We start from the raw sequence: 20,812 nt of genomic DNA on the forward strand, positions 1-20,812 counted from the left end.
TATCCGCGATGGTTGGTATTTTAAGCATTCTGGTAGTCCCGTCCTTTTTAGGGATGGGGATTTCCCGTAGTCCTTGATGCTTCCAGTTTCCGTTATTCATTTTCAGTAGTTCTTCAAGGTTGAAGCGTTCCATGAATGAGAGGGATTTCTTACCATCAATACCAGCCGTTTCTTTACCAGCGTTTAACTGAGATACAAGTCTAATTGCAAGAAATCGAGCCGAGGTAGATTTTAGAATAAGCTTTTGGAGTAACCTAGCTTTCCGCTTGTTTCCAACTTGAACCGCTTTGTACACTCGCTTTTGGAGGCGGAATAGGTTACGGCGGAATTTCTTCCAGGGTAACGCTACCCATGATTCACTAGTTTTGTAACTGTGCCTAATCATACTCTTCTCTAGTTTGTGTATTCTGAACACCTCAGACCAATTACGGTCTGTCCTACCCGACTTGTAAGAATTCCGCTTCTCGTCTAGCCTACTTGGGGAACGAAAGCCCCAGGACTCACAAATCGTTTTTATTCGTTCCCTCGGAAAGATTGATTGTTCCGTTAGATGTAGCCAATTCGACTACTGGGTTCCCTAGACTCTTGCCGTTCTTCAACTCAAGACGGCGGGAATTGATTCCAGTGAGGTCAGGGATTTTTGTGTTGCGCCCTGTCTAGACTTAAGACGCTTCTTTAGGCTCTGTTTCATCATAGGAACTCCCTGTTAGCGCCAGTGTCAACCCGCAACGGTCGTCTGATTGCGCCCAGTTAAGAGCTTCACCCTCCAGAAACCGAGTCTGGTCAGTGTGGGCAGATAAGGAGTCAATTCTGAGTCTGAATGACAGGACTTACACCTGTATCACTCCGAGAGTTCAGCCTTTAGTGTCAGTAATCTGCTGACGGGCTGGATTAGTTATGTACGGACTGATTACCGTGATTCACTAATCAACGAATCGCACTATTTGTAGACTCGTTCTCTCCGCCTTGAAGAATCGGCACAAACGGCAGCAATGAGGGTAATGGTTGCTCAAAGACAATTTTTACATCAACCTCCCACAAATTAATCACACGATAATCTTGACGTGCTTGTAAACCAGCAATATTTGATGCAAATCTATTAGGTATTTCCTCATCACCAATTTTCAAAATGTTAATTAATACTGGGTAAGTTGGTAACTTATATTTTTCTTCCGTCAGGGCTGCATACGCACGCATCCGTCGCGGCATTTCTGATGAAGGACGCAATTGTAATTCGTTGAGAACCAAAAATTCACCGTACTGTTTACTTTCAACACGAATTAAAACATCACTTTCTCTGCTAATCCACTGAAATTCTGAATTGAGAATTTCTCCAACCACAATATCGGGAATCTGTGTTACCCATTTCACCCAGTTATCGGGTGCAAGACTAATTAACTTTTTGGTGCTGACATCTGCGGGTTTTGCCATCGTATAGCTAATTCTTTAATACTTGCCTTTTACTATTTTGGGTGAGAACAGGTTTATCTTACACAAGTTTTACCAACACTGAAAGATTTTCGGCGTTGCATAATTGTGGGATGATTTTGAAATTTACATAGAAAATAATCACCGTGTCTGTGCGTCAGCCTTAATCATGCCCTTATTCAGCAACGCCAGATTTTCTCGATCTCTGCAACTTGCCTATTAACAGTTCTGTAATTCTGGAAAATATGCTGAGGCTTAACAGTACTTAATTAAAGTAAAATTTCAGTTTAGTACTTATACTGTGTATTATGTTTAAGCCTCTGTCATTTGCTTTAGTTGCAGCTACTGTTCTAGTTACATCAATCAATAATCCCAGTACCACTTTAGCTCGAACCTGTGCCTCTAAGTGTGGGTCACACTCAATTCAGTTTACACCTGGGCAGCACATCCGCGTTGAAGTCGTAAATAGCACACCCAACTTGATTAAAATCCAAAAACCCTCCGCGACTGATGCAATATCGTTGAGTCCAGGGCAGAAATTAAGTTTAGAACAAATAGAAGGTACAGAACCAAATACATCTCTGATATTTTGGAGCGAAAAGGGTTTATCACTACAAGCAATTGTCTCCAAACCTAACTTTGGCACATTGCGGCTCGAACTCCGTCCGACTTGGCGCTCTCCTGGCGATCGCTCGTTGTATATTACCGATGATGGTAAGATAAACGTGTTTTAACAGAAATGTTAGGAGTTATGAGTTATGAGTTAAGAAATAACTTTTAATTCAAAACTCCTATTTCCAGTGACTTACTATGTGTCAGCAGTGACACAATGGTGTCTTCTATAGGACAGTATCATTCAGTTAAGCTATTTTGTTATAAAAAACAATTAGATGTATGAGTTTAGATAATACGAATAAACATGAAAATTATGAAATTCTTAATCTAATTGGATATGGCTTGTCGAAATTTGATATGGATTTTGTTCGAGAATTTGGCTTTATAACTAAGCAAGAATTTTTTCTGTACCTTGTAAAAATTGACATTGCTAAAACTGTAGGAACAGTAAAAAATAGACAAGACTTATTTGATCCTTTTTTTGATAATGCAAGAAAAGGATGGTGGCAGAAAGGAAATACGTATATTCATCGGAAAATACTAATTGATTCGCTCTTTGGATCAGAAGATTGTAAATCTTACACAAGTGTTGTCAAACTATACTTATACAAAAAAATCAATAGTATAGAAACTATAGATATAAACTCTATAAGCCCTATTTTAAAGAGCAAATTTAAACAATTACAAGATACTGGCAAAGCGGCAGAACTATTTTTTATGAAAAACTACCAAAGTATTCAGGAATTTAACAATGCTTTTTTAGAAGATGCGAGAACATTTGGAGATGGATACGATTTTCAGGTAGACGTTCAAGAAAAAGCATTTTTAGCTGAAATAAAAGGCGTTAAGTCTACTTATGGTAGTATCAGATTAACAAATAAAGAATTCTTAAAAGCCCAAGAATATAGAAATGATTATGTTCTCGTAGTAGTAAGTAGTTTGGAAGATGTTCCAAAGTTTAGCATTATTTTTGATCCTGTAAGCAAAATCAATTTTAAAAGAAACATTATAGTACAAAGACAAATTACCTTTAATTCTGAATCTCTTCCTTGGTGATGTAAATACTAATCAACTATAGCGATTAGAAATTATTTGTGAGAAAATACTGAGATAAACTAAATAGAGAAACGACATTTATTTACTCATCAGTCAGGAGCTAGAGTTATATAAGGCAGTTGCTAAAATCCTTGCAGTACAAGTATTTTTTTAATTATATTAATTGATATTAATTTATCACAACGATAAATGATTAGTAACTTTACACTCATAACTGAAAACTCCTAACTTTTATTGTGCTAGACCGACCTGTATCTGAATTATCCAAGCCTCGCCGCCGCTTACCCGATCAGCGCTGGCAGATTTATCCCCAAAAACCAGAATTTGCCCAAAATCTGGCGGTTTTGACAAATCTTTCCCCGATTGTCAGCCAGTTGTTGATTAATCGGGGTATGGAAACACCAGAACAGGTACAAGCCTTTTTAGATCCAGAGTCTTTAGTTTTACCTTCGCCGTTAGAAGATTTCCCAGATTTAGCGATTAGTTTGGAATTGTTGCAAAATGCGATCGCTTCTCAAACAAAAATTGCTATTTGTGGTGACTACGATGCTGATGGAATGACCAGCACTGCTCTACTTTTACGCAGTCTCCGCACTTTAGGCGCACAAGTAGATTATGCTATTCCCAGCCGAATGCACGAAGGTTACGGTATTAATAAACGCATAGTTGAAGAATTTCACAGCGAAGGTGTAGGGCTAATTCTGACTGTAGATAATGGCATCTCTGCGTTTGAACCAGTCGCCAGAGCTAGAGAACTTGGTCTTGCAGTGATTATCACCGATCACCACGACATTCCCCAAAAATTACCGCCAGCTAACGCTATCCTCAACCCCAAACTAATAGACGAATCTTCACCTTATCGGGGTGTTGCTGGTGTTGGTGTTGCTTATATTTTGGCAGTTTCTCTAGCACAACAGCTAGGCCAGACTAAGGGCTTGATTCAGCCGATGCTAGCACTGTTTACGCTGGGAACGATCGCAGATTTAGCCCCCTTAACTGGCGTGAATCGTCGTTGGGTAAAACGTGGTTTACAACATTTACCCAAATCCAACTTACCTGGTATACAAGCGTTGATTCAGGTAGGTGGCGTACAGGCTAGGGGAGATGAGGGAGCAGGGGAGCAGGGGAGCAGGGGAGCAGAGGAGAAAATTGGCAATCCAAAATCCAAAATTCAAAATCCCAAATCGCTAAAGCCTGAAGATATCGGATTTCGTCTGGGGCCGCGAATTAATGCTATTGGTCGAATTGGCGATCCTCAGACTGTAATTGAATTGCTGACTACAGATGATATGGGGGTGGCGCTAGAAAGAGCTATGCAGTGCGAACAAGTCAACGCCTATCGCCAAGAAATGTGTCAGCAAATTGAACAAGAAGCGATCGCTTATGTAGAGACAGAATTTGTTACATCTCTACAAAAAGACCGTGTATTAATTGTTGTTCAACCAAATTGGCATCATGGTGTTATTGGGATTGTCGCTTCCCGCTTGGTGGAACGCTACGGTGTTCCCGTGTTTATCGGGACTTATGAAGATGAGGAACATATACGCGGTTCAGCACGTTCAATTCCAGAGTTTCATGTATTTGAAGCTTTGGAATATTGTCACGATTTACTAGGCAAATTTGGTGGACATAAAGCCGCCGGGGGATTCTCTCTACCAGCAGAAAATTTACAGATGTTGCGATCGCGTTTGATTGAGTTTGCTAACCAGTGTCTTGAACCCCAACATCTCAAGCCTCTACTCAAAATTGATGCTGAAGTTAACCTCAATCATCTCAATCAACAGCTTTATCAGCAGCTTAATGCTCTACATCCCTGCGGTATGGACAATCCCGATCCAGTTTTCTGGACATCTAATGTCCAAGTCGTTGAGCAAAAAATTGTTGGCAAAGGTCACATCAAACTGACAGTTGCCCAAACTATAGATAATCAGCAGTATAAAATCAAAGCGATCGCTTGGCGTTGGGGCGACTATTTCCACCTACCATCACGAGTGGATATTGCTTACAAACTGCGAGAAAATTACTTTAACGGTAACACCAGCATTGAGCTAGAGTTAATCGGTGTCAGGCTGCCAATTCAACTTCAACAATTTTTTGTTTCACCACCTACCCACTCAAACACAACTTTTGAGTACAACCAACGACACTATACTTGTGGTTTCTATAAAAACGGTATTGAAGCAGAATTAAGAATTAAAAATTCTGAAGGCAAAGTCTTAGTGATGCAGCCAGGACATATAATTGGTTTGCTGGGTACTGATCGTCAAAACGCCAAAGAAGTTGATATCTCTCAACCACTGTATGACAATATTATCCAAGCTGCACTTCAGGCGTTATCAGTATTGAGTGCTAAGTTATGAGTTTTAAATTCCAAAATTTTCTTCTACTCAACACTCAGCACTCAGCACTGTTAAAGGTTGCCGTTGCGAAATGCCAGCACAAATATTACTGCTGGGCCAGCAATCACAATTAGCGCCACGGAAAGCAATTGGAAAATAACTTCCCAATTGATACTGGTAAAAGCGTTAAACAATCCAGATAAAGCGTCAAACATTTTTCCTTTTCTCCTGTCAATTGCCTTAAAAAATTCAATAACTTAATTACAAAACCCGCAATAGATCATATCTGGCTATGGACTGTTAGATTTAATTTACTTAACAAAATTATAAGAAAAGACATGAAAGCATAAAATAATGGCATTGGGCGTTAGGAGTGCTGAGTTAGGAGTTAAGAGTAGAGACGCGATGAATCTTTGTCTGTACAAGAGTTAAGAGTTTTGTTTATCTCCTTATCTCCCTTGTCTCCCTCATCTCCCTCATCTCCCACCCTGCGGGAAGCTAAAGCTACATCCCCCTTATCCCCTCATCCCTAATTAAAAATGTCAACTTGGCAATGTGTAAAACAATGTGGAGCTTGCTGTAATCTCGATCCAGCAGAGCGTCCAGACTTGGAAGACTACCTCTCACCACCAGAACTAGAACTCTACCTCAGCATGGTAGGCGAAGGGGGATGGTGCGTTAATTTTGACCATACCACGCGAGAATGTGGCATCTACCCTAATCGTCCGCGCTTCTGCCGTGTGGAATCAGAAGTGTTTCAAGATATGTATGGGGTTGAACCAGAAGAAGTCAACGATTTTGCTATTGACTGCTGTCGCCAGCAAATAGAAGGAGTTTATGGCGATCGCAGTTTAGAAATACTACGCTTCGACAAAGCTGTTGGCCTTTGATATCCAACCCTCCTTTTTTTGTGTGAGGTTGCAATTTATGACAAAAATATGAGAAAATGATAAAAATATGAAAAGACCCTAGCAACCAAAACTACTGCCTGTGAAACTTGACTCTGTACCTTTGGAGATTTCTGGCATATCTCAGACTGAGATCGAGCTAGAACTGAAAGACAGCACTGATTTTAACTTAACTCCTGCGATCGCTCCGTCAGTTGGGCCTGTAATTGCCGATAGTCGCCAAAAGCAGCAATCAGTGTTAGTAGTTTTTGGTACGACTTTTGTAACTATTTTTCTAGCAGAAATTGGAGATAAAACTCAGCTATCTACTCTGTTAATGAGCGCACAATCTCATTCGCCGTGGGTGGTATTTATTGGCTCGGCGGCGGCGCTAATAACCACTAGCTTATTAGGCGTACTTTTAGGTAGTTGGATTGCTAGCCGACTCAGCCCGAAAACTATAGAAAAATCAGCCGGTATGATGTTGTTAGTAATTTCTCTAATGCTGTTTTGGGATGTATTTACTAGTCATTAATCATTAGTCATTGGTCATTAGAACAACTCCCATTCCCCCTAAAATAATATGGATTGGCATCTATTAGGATTGAGCTTTATTACAGTTTTTTTATCAGAATTGGGTGACAAAAGTCAGCTAGCAGCGATCGCACTTTCAGGACGTTCTAATTCTCCGCGTGCAGTATTTTTTGGTGCAGCAGGTGCATTGCTATTGACAAGCCTGTTGGGATCGTTAGCAGGGGGTGCAGTCGCCGAATTATTACCTACACGTATTTTAAAAGCGATCGCAGCTGTAGGATTTGCCATTCTTGCTGCACGACTGTTGTTATTTAACAATGAACCATCGGCAGATTATGAGGAAACACCCTAAAGAAGAATTCAGAATCTAGGAATCAGAATCAATACGCTTGGGTTAAGGGCGACTAGCAACAATTTTGGGTTTTCGAGACGCGATAAATCGCCGTCTCTACAAGTATTTTGGGCTTATCTGAATTGTATTGGAATCAGAATTACTCTTTGTGGAGGATTGAAATTCTCCAAAGACTTGAATTCATACTGAATTCTGAATTCTGACTCCTGAGTTCTGAATTCTTCTTTACAAACGTTCCCAACCAGTTCCTTTGTAGCCGTATTGAAAAATTTCTGGATGCAAAATTTCTGCCAAAATTTCTAGAGAATCTACCAGTCGCGGCCCTGGACGATTGAAGTAAGAATTACCATCAGTAATGTAGACTCTACCAGTTTCGGTAGCGTGTAGTTTTTTCCACTCTGGACGTTGAGTTAATAAATTGGCTTCTTGGCGAGTACGATTTAAATCAAAGCCACAAGGCATAAAAACAATTACATCGGGATTAGTTGTTAATAGTGTTTCCCACGGTAAGATCGGAGAAGGCTGACCTGTCGCGCAAAATAGAGACTGTCCTCCTGCTAAGTTCACTAATTCAGGAATCCAATTAGCGGCGATCATTAAAGGATCAATCCACTCGATACAGGCGACAGTAGGTAGTTCATTTAAAGAAAGTCCTTGGATTTTTTGCTGACAAATTTTGACGCGAGCTTCTAAATTTTCTAATACCTTTACCGAGTCTACGCCAAAGGTGTTGCCGACTCGCTCAATGTCAGCCCAAACATCCTGGAGAATATTGGGTTGTAAAGAAATAATCTGAGGTTTACTGTCAATGAGTGTAGCAACTGCCTTTTCAACATCATGTAAGCTGACAGCACAAACATCGCACTGGTCTTGAGTGAGAATGTGGGTAGGCTGCAATTGCTCTAAAACATCTGTTTTGATTTCATAAATACTGAGAGCAGATTGCAATAAATTGTTGACTTCATCGTGAATTTGGCTGCTGGAGGCATTGGAGTTTAACCGTGCTTCGGTGCAAATGGGGCGATTGAGGATTTCTGGAGGGTAATCGCATTCGTGCGATCGCCCCACAATAGCATTAACCAACCCTAGTGCCGCTAAAATCTCTGTTCCACCGGGAATCAGAGAAACAATTCTTACATCACTATCTGTCATCGCTCCACCTCCGCAAAACCTGCCATTACCTTAAGTTTGGCAGAATTTGAGTCATTAGGTATCTTTCTCTAGGAGAATCAACGGTATTTTGCTAGTCAGCACTAAGCAATAAATTGTACTGAGGAATGGGCATTGGGCGTTAGAAGTGCTGAGTGCGTTAGGAGTGCTGAGTGCGTTAGGAGTGCTGAGTTAAGAGTTAAGAGTTAGGAGTTAGGAGTTTTGTTTATCTCCTTGTCTCCCTTGTCTCCCTCATCCCCAGTCCCCAGTTTAAAATTATTAAAATACTATACTACTTGATAGTAAAATTACTTGATAGTGAAATTACTTAAAATGCTAATTATCCCCTGGCAAAAATCATTGGCATGAAGTAACAGAAGTAATCAGCAAAATCTAGCTTAGAACTGATTAGCCAGAATCATAAAGTTTAATTAGAAAAATTATACTTTCCGGTTATGAAAAACCATGTCAAGTAATTGTAGTTATACAAAGACAGTTCTACTTTTTCCGTAGAATTGCAAGTCCAAATTATTTCTTCTTGAGGGCAACTAATGCAGGTGGTGTCAACTAGAGATATTACAGACCACAACCAGGACCAAGAGGCTTTACGAATCAGAGAAAATAGTCGGCGAAAACAAAGCCAGACGCTGGTGCAGCTGGCAAGAAGCAAGACATTTCAGCAAGGTAATCTCAATGCGGTGTTGAGGGAAATTACAGAAACTGCTGCTCAGACGCTGTTAGTAGAGCGAGTGGGGGTATGGTTATATAATGAAGAACGTTCAAAAATTGAATGCATTAATTTGTATGATGTCAGAACTAAGGAGCATACCTTTGGTAATTCGCTTTTAAAAACAAATTTTCCTGGTTATTTCCAGGCTTTAGAAGAAGAACGTACCATTGCCGCAGATGATGCCGGAAACGATCCCAGAACCCAAGAATTATCCGAGCCTTATCTTTCAGTTTTGGGGATCAAATCTATACTAGATGCACCAATTTGGCTAGAGGGTCATTTGGTAGGCGTGGTGTGTCACGAACACATAGGCGAAGGTCGCCAATGGACTTTAGAAGAAGAGAGTTTTGCTGGCTCAATTGCAGATTTTGTAACGCTGGCTATAGAAGCGAGCGAGCGAAACGTCGTACAGGAAGCATTGCGACAGAGTGAGGCACAATTTCGGGCGATTTTTGAGCGTTCCTCTATCGGCATTGGGCTGATAGATATGAAAGGGCAGATAGTCGATACTAATCTGGCACTATGCGAGATTTTAGGATATAGACGAGAAGAATTATACCGCAAGTGCTTTACAGATTACATTTCCATAGAAAGGGAGGATTTAAAACTTTACAAACAACTGATGTCAGGAATTCGCACAGACTTAAAGAGAACTTCGAGGGATGGTTTACAACCCTTAAAACATCAGAAACAGCTTGTCGAAAGACATCGTATTGAGATAGAAAGACGTTGCCAGCATCAAAATGGTAGCTTAGTTTGGACTCATATCTCGGTTTCTGTTATACCAGGCAGCAATGGTGAACCTGAATTTTTTCTAGCGATGATTGAGGATATTACTGAACGGAAACAAACAGAGTTGAAACTACGCGCCTCTCAAGAAGCCGCGGAAGCTGCTAGTCGAGCAAAAACTGAATTTTTAGCAACCATGAGCCATGAGTTGCGAACGCCTCTCAATGCGATTATGGGTTTGTCACAGTTACTGCAACAAGAAATAGTTGGCTCTCTCAATGAAAAACAGAACGAATATGTAAGTTGTATATATAGCAGTGGTGAACATCTGCTGGCAGTGATTAATGATATTCTTGACTTATCTAAGGTAGAAGCAGGTAAAGAGGAACTGTTACTATCATCTTTGTCAGTGGCGGATATATGTAATTATGCCATCTGGACAGTGCGCGATCGCGCCTCAGAAAAGGGATTGCAACTCACATATAAAATTAACCTAGAAGCGGATATTTGTATTGCTGATGAACGGCGCATCAAGCAAATGCTACTCAACTTGCTCACTAATGCCATTAAATTCACTCCAGCAGGTGAAGTATCGTTGGTAGTCAAAAAAGTACCGCAAGGGATAACGTTTACAGTTTCAGATACTGGCATTGGTATAGATTCAAGTCAGTTTCAATTTCTATTTGAACCGTTTAAACAGCTTGATAGTCGGTTAAATCGGCAGTATGAAGGCACTGGTTTGGGTTTAGCCTTGACACGTAGATTAGCGCGTTTACATGGTGGAGATGTTACCGTAACATCAACTTTAGGAAAGGGCAGTCAGTTCACTGTGTTTCTACCAAATCCAGAGCATCCGGGAGATGAGGGGGATGTAGCTTTAGCTTACCGCAGGGTGGGGGATGAGGGAGATGTGGGAGATGAGGGAGATGAGGGGGATGAGGAAGAAAATTTTCCTTTGTCCTCCTTGTTCTCATCTTCTCCTGTCATGCCTACAAATAAAACTATTTTACTTGTAGAAGAAGAGGAAAACACTGCTATCGTGTTGCAAGATTATCTCCAGACAATTGGCTACCAAGTCAAGTGGATAGATAATGGTAACGACTTTTTGAAACAGGTGCAAAACTTCCAACCAGATTTAGTTTTTTTTGATTCCCAGTTAGCAAAAGATGTTCGCATCTGGGATTTGCTAAATATCCTTAGACAAGAGCCTTATCGGGAACATTTACCGATTGTAATGATGACCTGTAGCGAACCTTTAGAGGAGGAAATTGCCATGCTGCCAGGTAGTGCTAATGACTACCTTGTTAAGCCAATTCGGATAGTCCAGCTAGAGTCAATCCTGATTAAATATTTGAGTTGATTGCTCATAAAAATACATTTGTATATGAACAATTAGTGAAAAATATACTATTTTACTTTGATTTTGAAAATATTTTTCTCATTTTCACATGGGGAATATTGGCTTCTTCAAATATTTCTCCTTCTTCTACAAAATCCAGCTTTTTATATAAGTTTTTCACATATTCTTGAGCATGAATTACGACTTCTGGAATATTTTTGTTAGCTATCAACTCTAGGGCATTTTCCATAATTTTCTTACCAATGCCTTGCCCTCTAACTGTCGATAAAACAGCTAATCTTTCTATTTTGGCAGTTTTATCATCTAAATATCTGATTCTGGCAGTACCGACAACTTCTACATTTAAATAAGCAATTAGATGATCGGATATTTCATCTTTGCCATCAAATTCTAAAGTGGGATCTACACCTTGCTCTTCTTGAAAAACTGATTTTCTAATTGCTTGAATTGCCGGAAAATCTTTAGGTAATTCAGCAATTTTTATAACTAAATTACTCATAAAACTCTCTTTAAGGTTACTATCTATTCTAATTTAACGTGAGTTTGATGAACCTCTCTCTGCCTTCAACTAAAGTGCAAGCCTGTCCTCGAAGCTACGGTGTACACACAAGTCTTTCTGACCCCCTCTAACTCCCCCTTGCCAAGGGGGAGAACCGGATATTTCCCCCCTTTACAAGGCTACGGTGTATACACAAGTCTGAAATAGCTGATTAACAAGGGTTTTACCCCACCCTAACCCTCCCCGATGCATTGGGGAGGGAACTAGATTTTCCGGTTTCCCCCCAATACATCGGGGGGATTAAGGGGGGTAAATCCAGGATTGGGGCTTCATTACCAAGATGTGTGTACACCGTAGGAGTCGGAGAGGGAGGGCTTTACATAGTAAAATCAGGAAGAGGTGTTTTGATTCGGCTAATTAGACGGACACTATATAAGCCGTAAAATTTACGTTATTTTAATCTGCTCCTTCAATTGGTGCAAAACCTTGGCGTTGAATATTTTCTGTAACTGCGCGTGGTTCTAAAAATTGCAGTAGGTAATCAGGACCACCAGCTTTAGAACCTACTCCAGAAAGTTTGAATCCACCAAAGGGTTGCCGTCCAACGATCGCTCCGGTAATATTACGGTTGATGTACAAATTCCCAACTTCAAACTCTGTCTGCGCCTGTTGAATGTGCGAAGGGGTTCGAGAATAAAGTCCGCCAGTTAAGGCGTAGTTTGTACCGTTGGCGACTGCTAAGGCTTCCTGGAAATCTTTCACCCGAATTACCGCCAGCACTGGGCCAAAAATCTCTTGTTGTGAAATTACCGCATTTGGCAATACTTCACTAAATATTACTGGTCCGATAAAATATCCTTGTTCGGGTGCTGGTAATTCTAAAGCTAATTGTGATTCTGCCTTACCCTTCTCAATATACTCGCGGATGCGATCGCGGGCATTAGCATCAATTACAGGCCCAACTTGGGTACTCGGTAACTCTGCTTCTCCAATATTCAAGGATTTTGTCGCTTCTACTAATCGCTGTACAAAGGCATCATAAATTGGTTGCAGCACAATCACCCTAGAAGCCGCAGAACATTTTTGTCCACTGTAACCAAATGCTGACTGCACTACTCCCACAACAGCTTGGTCTAAATCAGCACTTTCATCGACGATAATGGCATTCTTGCCACCCATTTCCGCAATCACCCGTTTCATGTGCTTTTGTCCGGGTTTTAAGATTGCTGCTTCTGCGTAAATTCTACAACCTACTTCTTGGGAACCTGTAAAAGCAATTACATGAGTATCTGGATGATTTACCAAATAAGCGCCGACTTGGGAACCCTTACCAGGTACGTATTGAAATACACCTTTGGGAAAACCGGCATCTACTAAGATTTCTGTGAGTTTCGCCGTAATTACAGAAGATGTTTCCGCCGGTTTGAGGAGGGTGCAATTGCCTGAAACCAAGGCTGCGACAGTCATTCCACAAGCGATCGCTAGTGGGAAATTCCAGGGAGAAATTACTACAGCAATTCCCCGTGGCTGGTAGATATAACGATTAGTTTCACCAGAAATGTCGTAATTAACACCTTCATCTAACCGTTCTATCTCGTCAGCGTAATACCTACAGAAGTCTATCGCTTCCGAAACCTCTCCATCAGCTTCCTTAACTGGTTTCCCAACTTCCAAAACTATCCAAACTGAAAGTTCAGCGCGGCGTTCTTCCATCAAATCACCCGCTTTTCGCAAAATATCAGCGCGTTGTTTCGCTGGTGTTTTCTTCCACCCAGGAAACGCCGCTTTTGCCGCTTGCATCGCCTGTTCCGCTTGTTCAACGCTAATCAACCCAACTTTACCAACTACCTCACTGAAGTTAGAAGGATTGAGAGAATCAACAAATTCTGGTGTATTAACATATTCACCATTAATTAACGGTAAATAAGTTTTACCCAACTGTTGGCGAACGTTTTGGAAAGCTTGTGCGGCTTTCTTTCTCACCGCTTCCTCAGAGTAATCGGTATCAGCCGCACCAAGGAAGGAAGAGGACACGGGGAAATTTTCATTTTCTGCGTCTTTGACAATTGGCGGCGCTAATAATTCTTCAATCGGTCGATTTTCGAGATTTTGGCGTAAAAAAGAACTATTAGCGGTATTCTCCAACAATCGCCGAATTAAATACGCCATTCCCGGCAATAATTCGCCATAAGGACAGTAAACTCTGACTCGATAACCTCTATCAACCAACGCCTTGGCAACTTTATCACCCATCCCATAGAGGACTTGTAATTCAAAGCGACGGCGAGGGACATTTAAACTTTCAGCTATAGCAATGGCGCGAGAGTGCGATCGCACATTATGGCTACCAATGGCAGAATAGACATATTGATGATTTTCTAACAACAGCTGAGTGATGGTTTCAAAGTTCGCATCAGTTGCCGCTTTATCGTTGTAAACTGGCTGTTTCCAATGCTTTTGGGCTGCTTTGATCGTTTCTTGATCCCAATATGCGCCTTTTACCAAGCGAATTGTCAGGGGATAACCACGTTCTTTCAACCAAGAAATTACGTCTTTAGTATCTTGTTCGCTATCACGCAGATATGCTTGGATAGTCATGCCAATATCTGTACGTTGCCGAAACTCTTCTTCTAGTAAGAGTTTTTTCAGGATGCTGAAAGTTATATCCTTATAGGCATACTGTTCCATATCAAAATGTACAGCTGCGCCTAATTCTTTAGCACGACGTAAGAGAATCCGAATGCGATCGCTAACTCTATCCTCACTACCTTTAGCATCTAACGGGTCAAATTGCGAATAAAACGCCGTTAATTTCACAGAAACCTGAACTTTTGGGATTGCTTCGCCATCAGCCTCATCAATCGCTGGGATAGCTGCCCAATTCTTTGATGCTTCCACCAATTGTTGCATTAATTCTAGATAGCGTTCTAGATAAGACTGCGCTTCCGCTTCGGTAATTACAGCTTCACCAAGTAAGTCGATGGTGAAAGCCATTTTTTCTTTTCGCAGTCGTTCAACTGTTTTGATGACTTGTTTAATATTTTCCCCAGAAATATATTTATGAGCAAGAGTTTCTACAGCTGTACCAACGGTTGTGGCAGCAACTTGCCCAGGCATCGAGTCGGGATTAGCAAAATTTAGCATTCCCTTCAAAGCCGCCGGTAATTCTACAGATTCATCCCCTAAATATTCTTGTAAATGTGAGGCAATTTCTGATTTACTATGTAAAGCAGGTAGGGTATCGATAAAGCGAAATAGTTGCACCCGCAACCCAGGATTACTCATTGCCCAAGCTAATAATTTATCATCCCAACGCATTTGATCGCGCAGGGAAGAAAAAAACGAACGATTTTCCGACGTTGCAGCGAGAAGTTGTTTAGCAATTTCTTGGGTTTTCGGTTCGTAGGTGCTTGTTTGTACTTGTAATACCACTGATAATAAACTCCGTTAATTAAGGCAAGGCTTTTTGGACAAAGCCCGTGTCTTCTATTTTGACGCTTTCATTTCGCTGTCACAAGATTAGGGAGTGAGGGAGATGAGGGAGTGAGGGAGCAGGGGAGGCAGGGGAGGCAGTGGGAGAAGAATTAATAACCAATGCCCAATGCCCAATGCCCAATGCCCAATTCAACAACAAGTGTTATCCTTTTGTTGATATATTTCTAATTTTATTAGACAGATGTTGCAACACAAGAGATTAGCTCAGTCATACTAAGAGTGTGAATATTACGTTTATGCCTACAGAAAACCTTACGCATATTTTATTTTCTAACTGGCAACACACGCTCCAATCCTTTGGTGTTGACCAAGTTGCGGCTGAGAAAGCCTTTAATCCCTTGCTTGCAGCTTACTCTACCCGCGATCGCTATTACCATACACTGAAACACGTCGAGCGCGTCCTCAGCACAATTGAGATTTTGCAAGGCTATACCAACAACCTAGCTGCTGTTCAACTAGCCGCCTGGTTTCACGATGTAGTATATGACTCTCAAGCTGAAGATAATGAAGAACGAAGTGCAGACTATGCTTTTGATTTGCTGAGTAATTTAGCTATTTCAGAAAGTACTATAACTACTGTAACCCGTCTGATTCTGAATACTAAAGACCACCAAGCGGCGGTGAATGACTATGATAGTCAAGTTCTACTTGATGCAGATTTAGCGATTTTGGCTACTAACACATTGGAGTATCAAGAATATGCCCATGCTATCCGCCAGGAATATAGCTGGGTAACAGACGAAGATTATATCACAGGTCGTCAGCAGGTTTTAGAAAGATTTTTACAGCGATCGCGTATTTATTTTACGCCTTTAATGTCAGAGTTCGCCGAACCATCTGCTCGTGGCAATATCCAAGCAGAAATTCAGTCTTTATCAGAAAAATGGGTTTAAAACCCCGTGCTTTTAGCAGGGACTGCCACAATACGTTCAATATTTTAGCCTTGCCACGCCACCGCAAGACTACTGCGATTTTTTCAGAAATCAAATATGATTCCTATATAAACGCATTAGGTGCTGTAAAGGGGGTCTTGCTAACTAACACAAGGGTTTTGGCTGAAACTTGCGGTAATTAAGCTGGCTTCGTGTTTTTATACAAAATTTCCACATCAGAAGTACCCATGAAGGTATTATGAATTCCTCTACAGACCTATCCGAAAACACAGAGTAGAAAATTTTCTTCAGAAAAGAAATCAGAGACACGCGATTTGGATTCGTTTTTCTGCTCCTTTCTCCAGTGGAGTTTAAGCCACTGTAAGAATCACTTAGTTTCAAAAGGAGAATATCTTGGATGGCTCGAAATAAAAAGAAATCAGCCCGGTTCAAGCATGAGTATCCACTTTACTCTAGATGCCCTATTTGTTGTATAGTCCCACCCCACATGCTAGAAAATGTCGTGGTGAATGGCAATCCTCAGCAGCGGAGTTGGGCTTTTCATACATTAAATATTTCAGCACAGCTTCGCGGGCGCAGAGATGTAATAGGTATTGTCTCCTTTGCACCTTCGCCGGGTGAGAAGCGCCGCACCATCTACGATGCCAAATATGGGCAGCAACTACCTGGCACATTGGTACGTGCTGAAGGAGATCCACCAAGCAGTGATGTCGCAGTGAATGAAGCCTACGATGCTGCTGGTGCTACTTATGACTTATTTCATGAAATATTCGATCGCAATTCCATCGATGATAAAGGACTACGTTTAGACTCCACCGTGCATTATGGCGCTAAATATGACAACGCCTTTTGGAACGGCGACCAAATGGTTTATGGTGATGGCGACGGAGAAATGTTTCAGCGCTTTACAAAATCAATTGATGTGATTGGGCATGAGTTAGCTCATGGGATAACTCAGTATGAAGCGGGTTTACAATATTATGGCGAACCTGGCGCACTGAATGAGTCCTTTTCTGATGTTTTTGGTTCCTTAGTGAAACAAAAGTCCAAAAATCAGACTGTACAAGAGGCAGATTGGCTGATTGGTGAAGGCCTTTTAGTACCGACAGTCAAAGGTGTTGCCCTCCGCTCAATGAAAGTACCGGGAACAGCTTATGATGATCCGGTATTGGGTAAAGATCCCCAACCAGCCCATATCAAAGATAAATATACTGGTACTGATGATAACGGCGGGGTGCATATCAACTCAGGAATCCCGAACCATGCCTTTTATCTAGCGGCTGTTGATATTGGTGGGTATGCTTGGGAAAAAGCTGGTAAAATATGGTATATAGCTTTACGCGATCGCTTACGTGCCAAAGCAGATTTTAAAAAAGCTGCCAACGTCACTATTCAAGTTGCTGGCGAACTCTACGGTAATGATAGTAATGAACAAAAAGCTGTGCAGAATGCTTGGCAAAAGGTAGGAGTTATCTAGGAGTTAGGGCAATACTGCGTAGGTTTTGAATATTCGTAGTAGCACGGCAAGGCTAAAATGTTGCAAAAAAAATTGTAGGTTGGGGAGCCACTGCGTTGCGCGGGTTCCCCGAGTTGTAGCAAGTGGCGTTGGAGGCTTTGCCAAAGCCAACAAACCCAGGAAAATGTTGGGTTTCGTTCCTCAACCCAACCTACACATTTCTGAACTGAAACTCATCCTCTGGCTGCAACCAAAAGTATCTTAGTTGACCAGGGAAATTGCTTGCCTTGGGCAAATCTGATAGTAGTTTCGTATTAATGTTTCAAAGTAAACCTATAATCCCTGACGCAAATGTGGGGATTTTGTTTTGTTGAGAGGATGCGAGGCATAGCCGCCCCCTTGAGAAACTCGTGTTAAGTCGAAGTAGCTAAACTCTGGGTGCAGGGGTGACAGAAGATTGATTTCTTTAGTTTATCTAAAGTCGCATCTAAGTTATCAAATTACCTTTCTAAGATAGAAGCAGCAACTATAAGTTGCTATAGATGACTAAAACCCAATTAACAGCTAGTGGCTGCGGAGAACATAAAAATGACTAAAGCGCCAGAATCTTTAGACTTATCTACCTACGATGCTACAGACAGAGCTTTAGATCGTGACTGTACAACCTTATCCCGTCACGTTCTCCAGCAACTTCAGAGTTTTTCGCCAGATGCACAAGATTTAAGTGCGCTGATGAATCGCATCGCCTTGGCGGGTAAACTGGTTGCTCGTCGCATGAGTCGCGCCGGTTTAATGGAAGGCGTTCTCGGATTTACTGGGGAAGTTAATGTCCAAGGCGAATCCGTCAAAAAGATGGATGTTTATGCCAATGATGTATTTATCTCAGTGTTTAAGCAAAGCGGCTTAGTCTGTCGCCTCGCGTCTGAGGAAATGGAAAATCCTTACTACATCCCCGAAAATTGCCCCATTGGCCGCTATACCCTGCTGTATGACCCAATTGATGGCTCATCTAACACTGATAATAATCTCAGCTTAGGTTCCATTTTCGCCATTCGCCAACAAGAAGGAACTGATAGCGATGGCAAAGCAACTGACCTCCTCACCAACGGACGTAAGCAACTCGCTGCCGGATACATCCTGTATGGGCCTTGCACAATGCTGGTTTATACTATAGGTAAGGGGGTTCATTCCTTTGTTCTTGACCCTAGCTTAGGAGAGTTTATTCTCACAGAAGAAAATATTCGCATTCCTAACCACGGTTCTGTTTACAGCGTGAACGAGGGTAATTTTTGGCAGTGGGAAGAATCGATTCGAGAATATATCCGCTACGTTCATCGCACAGAAGGCTACAGCGCTCGTTATAGCGGCGCAATGGTGAGCGACATCCATAGAATTTTGGTTCAAGGCGGTGTGTTTCTTTACCCAGGCACAATTCAAAACCCAGAAGGAAAATTACGCTTGCTTTATGAAACGGCTCCTCTCGCCTTTTTGATTGAGCAAGCAGGTGGCCGTGCTACTACAGGATTGGTAAATATCTTGGATGTAGTGCCAAAAAAACTGCATCAGCGCACGCCTTTAATTATTGGTAGCAAAGAAGATGTTGCAAAGGTGGAGTCTTTTATTCAAAACGGACACTAGAAGACAATTCGTAATTCGTAATTCGTAATGACGCGACGCTCTCTACGAGACGCTAAAAGCGAACGAATACTCGCTACCGCTACGCTATCAATGACTCGCTAACGCTGCGCTAACGTAATTCGTAATTACTGTTACGTAAGGGTTTTAGACGTTTTAGAAGAGTGACTTATTTCCTCTGTGCTGTACTCTCATCTGCCATTAATTAAACGTTAATCATGGTGATTTAGGATTGGGAATGCAAAATAGCGCTTTTTGAAGATCAATTAAAGATTATCTCAGCTGGCCGATGCGATAAGTAATTGGCAACGCCACAATTCAAAAGTAACCATCAATATTTGATGCGTTTTGCCAAATTTACTTAGAAGCATCACTATACAGGAGTGAAATAAACTAGCTATGGCTACCAATCATCTACTAGAAATTAACCAATACGGTCAAAGTATCTGGATGGATAATTTGAGCCGTGACATTATTCAATCAGGGGAACTCAAAGAACTGGTTGAAAATCAAGGGATTTCTGGGATTACTTCTAACCCAGCGATCTTTGAAAAAGCGATCGCTGGTAACGTTATTTATGATGCCGATATCGAAGCTGGAGTTCGGGCTGGCTTACCCATAGACAAAATTTACGAATCCCTCGTTTTTGCAGATATCCGTAACGCCTGTGATATTTTACGCCCTGTTTATGAAGCCTCGAATAGACTAGATGGTTATGTGAGTATCGAAGTCCCGCCAACCATTGCCGATGATACTGAAGCAACAATAACCGAAGCTAGGCGCTATTTCCAAGAAGTTGGTCGGGAAAATTTGATGATTAAAATTCCCGGTACAGAACCTGGCTTGCCAGCAGTGGAACAGGTAATAGCCGAAGGGATGAATGTTAATATTACGCTGCTGTTTTCTGTAGAAAGCTATATAAACACAGCGATCGCTTATATTCGTGGCTTAGAAAAACGGGTGGCTGAAGGTAAGGACATCAGTAGAATTGCTTCAGTCGCTAGCTTCTTCCTCAGCCGGATCGATAGCAACATTGACGGCAAGATTGATGCTAAGTTGAAAAAAGGTGTTGATGATATTTCTGTGGAAGCAAAGCTAAGAGCTGTTAAAGGGAAAATAGCGATCGCTAACGCTAAGATTGCGTATCAAGAATACAAGAAAATCATTAGAAGCGAGCGTTGGCAAGATTTGGCAGCAAAAGGAGCCACAGTACAACGGCTACTTTGGGCTAGCACCAGCACCAAAGACCCCAACTACAGAGACGTGATGTATATCGAAGAGTTGATTGGCCGTGATACCGTCAACACCGTACCACCAGCGACGATTAAAGCTTGTGCCGATCATTGTAACGTAAGCGATCGCTTAGAAACAGATTTAGACAAAGCTTACACACTGATCGAAAACCTCAAAGATCCCGACATCAACATCGATCTCGATACCGTAATGGATGAACTGTTAATCGATGGTATTGACAAATTCATCCAGCCCTTCCAGTCCTTGATGAACTCTTTAGAAGACAAAATCAAGGTATTGTCACCAGTGTAGGGACTGGGTATTGGGAATTTTGGATTTTGGATTTGCGATTTTAGATTGAAGTCCAATTCAAAATTGCAAATCTAAAATCGTTTCCCAATCCCTAAGCCAAAATCCAAAAT

16 protein-coding genes and 1 pseudogene are annotated in these 20,812 nt (G+C 41.5%); 11 read left to right on the forward strand and 6 right to left on the reverse strand.

All coding sequences use genetic code 11. From position 1 onward, the window contains the following. The coding region (locus tag HWQ37_RS21740) for a reverse transcriptase N-terminal domain-containing protein (RefSeq protein ID WP_292750738.1) at window positions 1-385 on the reverse strand (385 nt) is incomplete at its 3' end. A 560-nt stretch (window positions 386-945) separates the two neighbouring features. Continuing rightward, window positions 946-1,431, reverse strand: a pseudogene (locus HWQ37_RS21745) (Rpn family recombination-promoting nuclease/putative transposase); the annotation flags it as partial. Between the two features lie 305 nt (window positions 1,432-1,736). Between HWQ37_RS21745 and HWQ37_RS21750 the strand changes: the two are divergent. From HWQ37_RS21750 to HWQ37_RS21760, 3 genes are all read left to right on the forward strand, one after another. Beyond that, on the forward strand, window positions 1,737-2,162 hold the full coding sequence (locus tag HWQ37_RS21750; RefSeq protein WP_292750740.1) for a hypothetical protein: 426 nt from the start codon (window positions 1,737-1,739) through the stop codon (window positions 2,160-2,162). Window positions 2,163-2,322: 160 nt separating this feature from the next. After that, entirely contained in the window at window positions 2,323-3,099 is a 777-nt protein-coding gene (locus HWQ37_RS21755; RefSeq protein WP_292750742.1) for a protein NO VEIN domain-containing protein, read from the forward strand. Window positions 3,100-3,335: 236 nt separating this feature from the next. Beyond that, a complete protein-coding gene (locus HWQ37_RS21760; RefSeq protein WP_292750744.1) occupies window positions 3,336-5,459 on the forward strand; it encodes a single-stranded-DNA-specific exonuclease RecJ in 2,124 nt (707 codons plus the stop codon). Between the two features lie 50 nt (window positions 5,460-5,509). On the opposite strand, the gene psb30 is transcribed toward HWQ37_RS21760, so the two are convergent. Further along, a complete protein-coding gene (gene psb30, locus HWQ37_RS21765; protein WP_190240852.1) occupies window positions 5,510-5,653 on the reverse strand; it encodes a photosystem II reaction center protein Ycf12/Psb30 in 144 nt (47 codons plus the stop codon). A gap of 324 nt (window positions 5,654-5,977) precedes the next feature. Between psb30 and HWQ37_RS21770 the strand changes: the two genes are divergently transcribed. The 3 genes from HWQ37_RS21770 (at window position 5,978) to HWQ37_RS21780 (ending at window position 7,211) form a co-directional block, all read left to right on the forward strand. After that, window positions 5,978-6,328, forward strand: coding sequence for a YkgJ family cysteine cluster protein (locus tag HWQ37_RS21770; RefSeq protein WP_292750746.1), 351 nt, complete (start codon window positions 5,978-5,980; stop codon window positions 6,326-6,328). 100 nt (window positions 6,329-6,428) lie between these two features. Beyond that, entirely contained in the window at window positions 6,429-6,860 is a 432-nt protein-coding gene (locus tag HWQ37_RS21775) for a TMEM165/GDT1 family protein (RefSeq protein ID WP_292750748.1), read from the forward strand. A 48-nt stretch (window positions 6,861-6,908) separates the two neighbouring features. After that, window positions 6,909-7,211 carry a TMEM165/GDT1 family protein gene (locus HWQ37_RS21780; RefSeq protein ID WP_292750751.1) on the forward strand — a complete coding sequence of 101 codons (303 nt, stop codon included), beginning with the start codon at window positions 6,909-6,911 and terminating at the stop codon, window positions 7,209-7,211. Window positions 7,212-7,436: 225 nt separating this feature from the next. On the opposite strand, the gene HWQ37_RS21785 is transcribed toward HWQ37_RS21780, so the two are convergent. Continuing rightward, window positions 7,437-8,363, reverse strand: coding sequence for a cobalamin-binding protein (locus tag HWQ37_RS21785; RefSeq protein ID WP_292750753.1), 927 nt, complete (start codon window positions 8,361-8,363; stop codon window positions 7,437-7,439). Window positions 8,364-8,911: 548 nt separating this feature from the next. Here HWQ37_RS21785 and HWQ37_RS21790 point away from each other — a divergent pair. Continuing rightward, a complete protein-coding gene (locus tag HWQ37_RS21790; protein ID WP_292750755.1) occupies window positions 8,912-11,179 on the forward strand; it encodes a hybrid sensor histidine kinase/response regulator in 2,268 nt (755 codons plus the stop codon). A gap of 52 nt (window positions 11,180-11,231) precedes the next feature. On the opposite strand, the gene HWQ37_RS21795 is transcribed toward HWQ37_RS21790, so the two are convergent. Both HWQ37_RS21795 and pruA read right to left on the reverse strand, forming a co-directional pair. Further along, entirely contained in the window at window positions 11,232-11,678 is a 447-nt protein-coding gene (locus tag HWQ37_RS21795) for a GNAT family N-acetyltransferase (RefSeq protein WP_292750757.1), read from the reverse strand. A gap of 456 nt (window positions 11,679-12,134) precedes the next feature. After that, window positions 12,135-15,110 (reverse strand): L-glutamate gamma-semialdehyde dehydrogenase, encoded by a 2,976-nt coding sequence (gene pruA / locus HWQ37_RS21800; RefSeq protein ID WP_292750759.1) that lies wholly within the window; start codon window positions 15,108-15,110, stop codon window positions 12,135-12,137. A gap of 299 nt (window positions 15,111-15,409) precedes the next feature. Here pruA and HWQ37_RS21805 point away from each other — a divergent pair, with 299 nt between their 5' ends. The 4 genes from HWQ37_RS21805 to tal all read left to right on the forward strand — a co-directional run bounded on the left by HWQ37_RS21805 (window position 15,410) and on the right by tal (window position 20,702). Next, the gene (locus HWQ37_RS21805; protein WP_292750761.1) at window positions 15,410-16,066 is read left to right on the forward strand and encodes an HD domain-containing protein; all 657 of its coding nucleotides are present in this window, start codon (window positions 15,410-15,412) and stop codon (window positions 16,064-16,066) included. Between the two features lie 397 nt (window positions 16,067-16,463). After that, window positions 16,464-17,543 (forward strand): M4 family metallopeptidase, encoded by a 1,080-nt coding sequence (locus HWQ37_RS21810; protein WP_292750763.1) that lies wholly within the window; start codon window positions 16,464-16,466, stop codon window positions 17,541-17,543. A gap of 567 nt (window positions 17,544-18,110) precedes the next feature. Next, window positions 18,111-19,160 carry a class 1 fructose-bisphosphatase gene (gene fbp, locus HWQ37_RS21815; protein WP_292750765.1) on the forward strand — a complete coding sequence of 350 codons (1,050 nt, stop codon included), beginning with the start codon at window positions 18,111-18,113 and terminating at the stop codon, window positions 19,158-19,160. Window positions 19,161-19,556: 396 nt separating this feature from the next. Beyond that, window positions 19,557-20,702 (forward strand): transaldolase, encoded by a 1,146-nt coding sequence (gene tal / locus HWQ37_RS21820; protein ID WP_292750767.1) that lies wholly within the window; start codon window positions 19,557-19,559, stop codon window positions 20,700-20,702. Window positions 20,703-20,812 lie beyond the last annotated feature (110 nt).

The sequence above is a fragment of the Nostoc sp. NMS4 genome, from assembly GCF_017115095.1.
Taxonomy (GTDB): domain Bacteria; phylum Cyanobacteriota; class Cyanobacteriia; order Cyanobacteriales; family Nostocaceae; genus Nostoc.

Bases quoted from the DNA above. Each gene is read 5' to 3' on its own strand.
- HWQ37_RS21785 (WP_292750753.1), bottom strand. From the start codon at position 8,363: ATGACAGATAGTGATGTAAGAATTGTTTCTCTGATTCCCGGTGGAACA.
- HWQ37_RS21755 (WP_292750742.1), top strand. From the start codon at position 2,323: ATGAGTTTAGATAATACGAATAAACATGAAAATTATGAAATTCTTAAT.
- HWQ37_RS21770 (WP_292750746.1), top strand. From the start codon at position 5,978: ATGTCAACTTGGCAATGTGTAAAACAATGTGGAGCTTGCTGTAATCTC.
- tal (WP_292750767.1), top strand. From the start codon at position 19,557: ATGGCTACCAATCATCTACTAGAAATTAACCAATACGGTCAAAGTATC.
- HWQ37_RS21805 (WP_292750761.1), top strand. From the start codon at position 15,410: ATGCCTACAGAAAACCTTACGCATATTTTATTTTCTAACTGGCAACAC.
- HWQ37_RS21790 (WP_292750755.1), top strand. From the start codon at position 8,912: ATGCAGGTGGTGTCAACTAGAGATATTACAGACCACAACCAGGACCAA.
- HWQ37_RS21795 (WP_292750757.1), bottom strand. From the start codon at position 11,678: ATGAGTAATTTAGTTATAAAAATTGCTGAATTACCTAAAGATTTTCCG.
- HWQ37_RS21780 (WP_292750751.1), top strand. From the start codon at position 6,909: ATGGATTGGCATCTATTAGGATTGAGCTTTATTACAGTTTTTTTATCA.
- HWQ37_RS21810 (WP_292750763.1), top strand. From the start codon at position 16,464: ATGGCTCGAAATAAAAAGAAATCAGCCCGGTTCAAGCATGAGTATCCA.
- HWQ37_RS21750 (WP_292750740.1), top strand. From the start codon at position 1,737: ATGTTTAAGCCTCTGTCATTTGCTTTAGTTGCAGCTACTGTTCTAGTT.
- psb30 (WP_190240852.1), bottom strand. From the start codon at position 5,653: ATGTTTGACGCTTTATCTGGATTGTTTAACGCTTTTACCAGTATCAAT.
- fbp (WP_292750765.1), top strand. From the start codon at position 18,111: ATGACTAAAGCGCCAGAATCTTTAGACTTATCTACCTACGATGCTACA.